The following is a 4023-nucleotide window of genomic DNA, read 5'->3' as shown; positions in this document are numbered from 1 at the left end:
GACCATCTTTGAGCAGAGCGCCGTTCGATACGATGTCCACCGTCTGCGCGATGTTCTTTTCCTTCGCATAGCGAACCATATCGGCAATGCGCGGGTGAAGAAGCGGCTCCCCCAAGCCTGCAAAATGCAGTACTTTGAGCGGTACAGGGAACTCGGCAAGATCATCGATGAATTTCTGATACAACGAGAAATCCATGACCTTTTCCGTGCATACCTTAGGATGCTCATCTTCTCGAAGAGAATGTACGCAATAGCTGCATCGGAAATTGCACGCATAGATCGGAAATACCGTGATGGCGTACGGTGTCTGCAAAGGGATACTCGCGCCTAACGGCAAGCGTTTGCCATTGACTGCCTGCCCCTCAATGCGAAGAGCATTTACCCCCCCCCGCTGTAAAATCCTTCCATTTCTTCTCCTGCTTCACACGGATTTCCTCCATTCCAACGCTTCCAGTAACCGCTCTGCATCTTGATCAAGCACATCCTCCTCGAACATCGCATAGCGATACTGCCTGCACTTCGCGCATGTCGCATACGCATCCTTCCTGCCGCGAAGCTGTGCTTCGAGGAACCTCTGCAAACGCTCGCCCTGCCAGATTGCACGCACCGATTCTTTAGAAACATCACCTAATATTTCTGCCGTTTCCATAGCGCAGCACGGTGCCATCATCCCGTCGGGATTGAGCTGCATCATGTAGAAGGGCTGCGGGCAGACCTTTGCCATGCGCACGGCAGCACCGTTCTGCGTCACATCCGCGAGCGCATGACCCGCGATCTTTTCGTAATCGATCTGCTCGACGGCGGGGATCAGATGCTCGACCGCGATGAAGTCGGCGATGTCGCCGAAGATGCGCAAAAACTCCGCCTCCTCGCCATCGCCGAGCGCACAGTCCATGATCTTCACATAGATCTTTGTATCGCCGCGATGCGCATAGAGCCAGCCGATATTCTCCACGAGATTTTGAAAAATACCCCGTTTTTTCGTATAAGCGTATGCCGCATCCGAAAGCCCCTGCAGAGAAATGCGGATGCGCCCGAGTCCCGCACGGACGAGAGCCGCAGACAACTCACGCGTCAGCCGCAGACCGTTCGTCACAATGTCGAGCGATTCGGCGACGCCCGCCGCCTTCGCACATGCGACCATCTCGGCAATCTGCGGATGCAGGAGCGGCTCGCCCGTGCCTGCAAAGCGCAGCATTTTGAGCGGGCGGGGAAAAGCGGCAAGATCGGCGATGAACTTTCGGTAAAGCCCCATGTCAAGCACGGTCTTGGCAGCGATGAAGCCGCGCTCCTCCGGCGGCACGGAGTGGATGCAATAGGCGCACGCGAGGTTGCACGCATAGACGGGAAATACCTGGATGGAAAACGGCGTATCGAGCGGCAGCCGGTCGGCGAGACGCTGCCGCTTTCCACCCGGCGTCTGCCCGTCGATGCGCACGGCTCTCATCGCCACGCCTCCAGACGGGCGAGAATTTCCCCTGCCGCACCGTCCAAGACATCCTCGGGATGCGCGACATCGTTCGGTGCGCAGCAGTGCGCACAGCGCTTGTTCTCCTCGCGCCTGCCCGCCAGCTGCAGCTGCCAGAACTCGCGCAGCTTTTCCCCATGCCACATATCCAAGATACGCATCTCATGCACGTTGCCGAGGACGATCGGCTTGTAGATCGTATCGCACGGCTCCACGTCGCCGTTCGGAAACACGCCGAGCATATAGAAGGCAAGCGGACAGACCTTGCGGATGCCCTCCGTCTTAGTGCCATAGCGATCGTGCTCGATCTTCATGCCCTGCGTCAGTTCCACACCATCGTAGGCGGGCAGCATGTGCTCGATATACATGCGATCCGTCATATCGGAGAAGAGCGCATAGAACTTCTCGTCCTCGCCCTCTTCGAGCGCGACGTCCATGACCTTCAGGAAGAGTTTCGTCTTGCCGCGATGTGCATAGAAATAGCGGAGATTCTCCAACAGCTCCTCGAAATTCACACGCGCCTTGCAGATCGTCGCATACTTCTCCGAGGAAAGCCCTTGAAGCGACACGCGCAGAGTATCAAGCCCCGCGTCGATCAGTGCATCGGCGAGCGCCGGACGCAGCATGGAGGCGTTCGAGATGATCTCGATGCGCTCGGCGATCCCCTTTTCCTTCGCCAGACGAACCATGTCGGCAATATGTGGATTGAGGAGCGGTTCGCCCTGTCCCGTGAGCGACAGCAGCTTGAGCTTTTGCGGAAACTCCGCGAGCTGTTCTACCGTCTTTTCGTATGTTTCCATCGTCATGTGCTCGGGCTGGAAGTCGTATTGCCGTTTCATCTCGGCATGACCAAGCGAGTGCCCGCAGTACGCGCACTTGAAATTGCAGTACGTCGTCGGAAAGACGAACGCGCTGTAGGGTGCTGCAAGCGGCACGACTTCGGCGAGCTTCACGCGCTCCGTTCCATAGATGGGTTTAATTTCAGACGCCATATTTCCTCCTCAGGAAAAGAGCGGCAGGAGTCTTTCTGCATCCGCATCAAGATCTTCCGCCGGATTGTTGATCGCATTGAAGCATGTACAGCCGCGACACTCGGGCACCTCATCCTTACGCTTTTGCAGCAGCATACGCAGGAATGCTCTGCGCTTCGGCCCGTTCCAGATCTCCACGAGCGACTGCTCCTTCGCATTGCCCATCGACAGCCCCTTGCCCAGACCGGGCACGGGACAGGGGAATGTATGCCCCTCGCAGCCGATTTGCAGGAAGTAGAAGGACTGCGCACAGACCTTGCGGTCGAGATCCAGCGCCTCGCCATAGAAGTTCTTCGAACCATCGACAACGCCCTTGAGGTCTTCCATCTGCTGCTGCATGACGACAAGATGCTCAATATAGATGCGGTCTGCCATCGGGCTGAACAGCTCAAGAAATGTCTTCTGCTCTTCTTCTGTCGGCACAGTCGCGTCGATCGCCTTAATGTAGATCGCCGTATTCTTTTTGTGCGCAAAGAGATAGCGCAGGTTTTCCAAATACTGCTCGAAGTCGATGCGCACGCCGCACGTCTTTTCGTAGCCGGCAGCGTCAAGACCCTGCACGGAGATATTGATGTTCGTGATGCCCGCTGCGACGAGTGCATCGCTCTTTTCCGGCGTGAGAAGAAGCCCGTTCGTGATGACCTCGACGCGCCCCGCGATATCAGCATCGACAATCTTCTTGACGAAGGTCGGCAGCAGAGGATTCGTCAGCGGCTCGCCTAGACCGGAAAAGACGATGCGCTTGACACCGCCCTTGGGAAACTCCTGCAAGTCGTGCACGATCTTGTCAAAATACGCCTCGTCCATGTGCATCATGCGGTGCCCAAGTTTCTGAAACTCGCCGCCCGCCTCATCGCGCGTCGAATGGATGCAGTAAAAGCACTTGAAGTTGCAGTACTTCGTCTGCTCGATGTATACAGTGAACGGCTGCGCGAGCGGGATGATGTCCGCGAGCTTCTTCCGCTTCGTGTCGTAATTCGGTTTGATTTCTGCCATATTCATTCTCCATCTGCAAAAGCATAGACCACGGTTTCCAGACCCATATATTGATAATTGCGCAAGTAGAAGCGATAGCCGCCATAGAACTCGCGCAGCAGCAGCGGTATGCGCCAGATATGCGACATGTCATGATAGACGCAGATCGCGAGCTGCGGATGATGTTCTCGAATGAGCTTTTGTGCGCCGCGCAGGGCTTCGATCTCCATGCCCTCGATGTCCATCTTGATGAACGTCGGCGGCGTGCCTGCGAGCATCGTATCAAGCGCTGTGCACTGGATGACATTTTCCCCCGCCGCATCCCTCTTCACAGCAGACTTTCCCTCTTCAGCCGTACCGAAGCGGATCTGCTGCACCTTGCTTGATATGCCGCACGGCACGATCATCGCGCGGGGAATCGCAAGCGCCTCAGCCGACGCATGAATGCGTGCGCCAAGCTCCTGCTGCGGCTCGAACGCGAGATAGTCGTGAATCTTCCTGCCCGCCGCCGAAAGCGCACGCAGCGTGTCGCCGTCAAATGCGCCACAG

General features: G+C 56.8%; 5 protein-coding genes. All 5 read right to left on the bottom strand.

Annotated features, from left to right (window positions below; translation table 11 throughout):
- On the bottom strand, window positions 1-196 hold a 196-nt coding region (locus tag ACTTKG_RS09490), incomplete at its 3' end, for a radical SAM protein (protein WP_442673961.1).
- Window positions 197-421: 225 nt separating this feature from the next.
- Window positions 422-1447, bottom strand: coding sequence for a radical SAM/SPASM domain-containing protein (locus tag ACTTKG_RS09485; protein WP_442673960.1), 1026 nt, complete (start codon window positions 1445-1447; stop codon window positions 422-424).
- The gene (locus tag ACTTKG_RS09480; RefSeq protein ID WP_442673959.1) at window positions 1444-2460 is read right to left on the bottom strand and encodes a radical SAM/SPASM domain-containing protein; all 1017 of its coding nucleotides are present in this window, start codon (window positions 2458-2460) and stop codon (window positions 1444-1446) included. Before ACTTKG_RS09480 ends, ACTTKG_RS09485 begins: the two co-directional genes overlap by 4 nt.
- 9 nt (window positions 2461-2469) lie before the next feature.
- Window positions 2470-3495, bottom strand: coding sequence for a radical SAM protein (locus ACTTKG_RS09475; protein WP_442673958.1), 1026 nt, complete (start codon window positions 3493-3495; stop codon window positions 2470-2472).
- Window positions 3496-3497: 2 nt separating this feature from the next.
- On the bottom strand, window positions 3498-4023 hold a 526-nt coding region (locus tag ACTTKG_RS09470; protein WP_442673957.1), incomplete at its 5' end, for an FkbM family methyltransferase.

The sequence above is a fragment of the Selenomonas sp. genome, assembly GCF_052169755.1.
GTDB lineage: Bacteria > Bacillota > Negativicutes > Selenomonadales > Selenomonadaceae > Selenomonas.
Note: the sequence above shows the minus strand (reverse complement) of the source record. Positions and strands in the feature narration are given on the sequence as shown.

What these genes read in the sequence shown, in the direction of transcription:
- ACTTKG_RS09475 (WP_442673958.1), bottom strand. Translation starts at nt 3,495, where the DNA reads ATGGCAGAAATCAAACCGAATTACGACACGAAGCGGAAGAAGCTCGCG.
- ACTTKG_RS09485 (WP_442673960.1), bottom strand. Translation starts at nt 1,447, where the DNA reads ATGAGAGCCGTGCGCATCGACGGGCAGACGCCGGGTGGAAAGCGGCAG.
- ACTTKG_RS09480 (WP_442673959.1), bottom strand. Translation starts at nt 2,460, where the DNA reads ATGGCGTCTGAAATTAAACCCATCTATGGAACGGAGCGCGTGAAGCTC.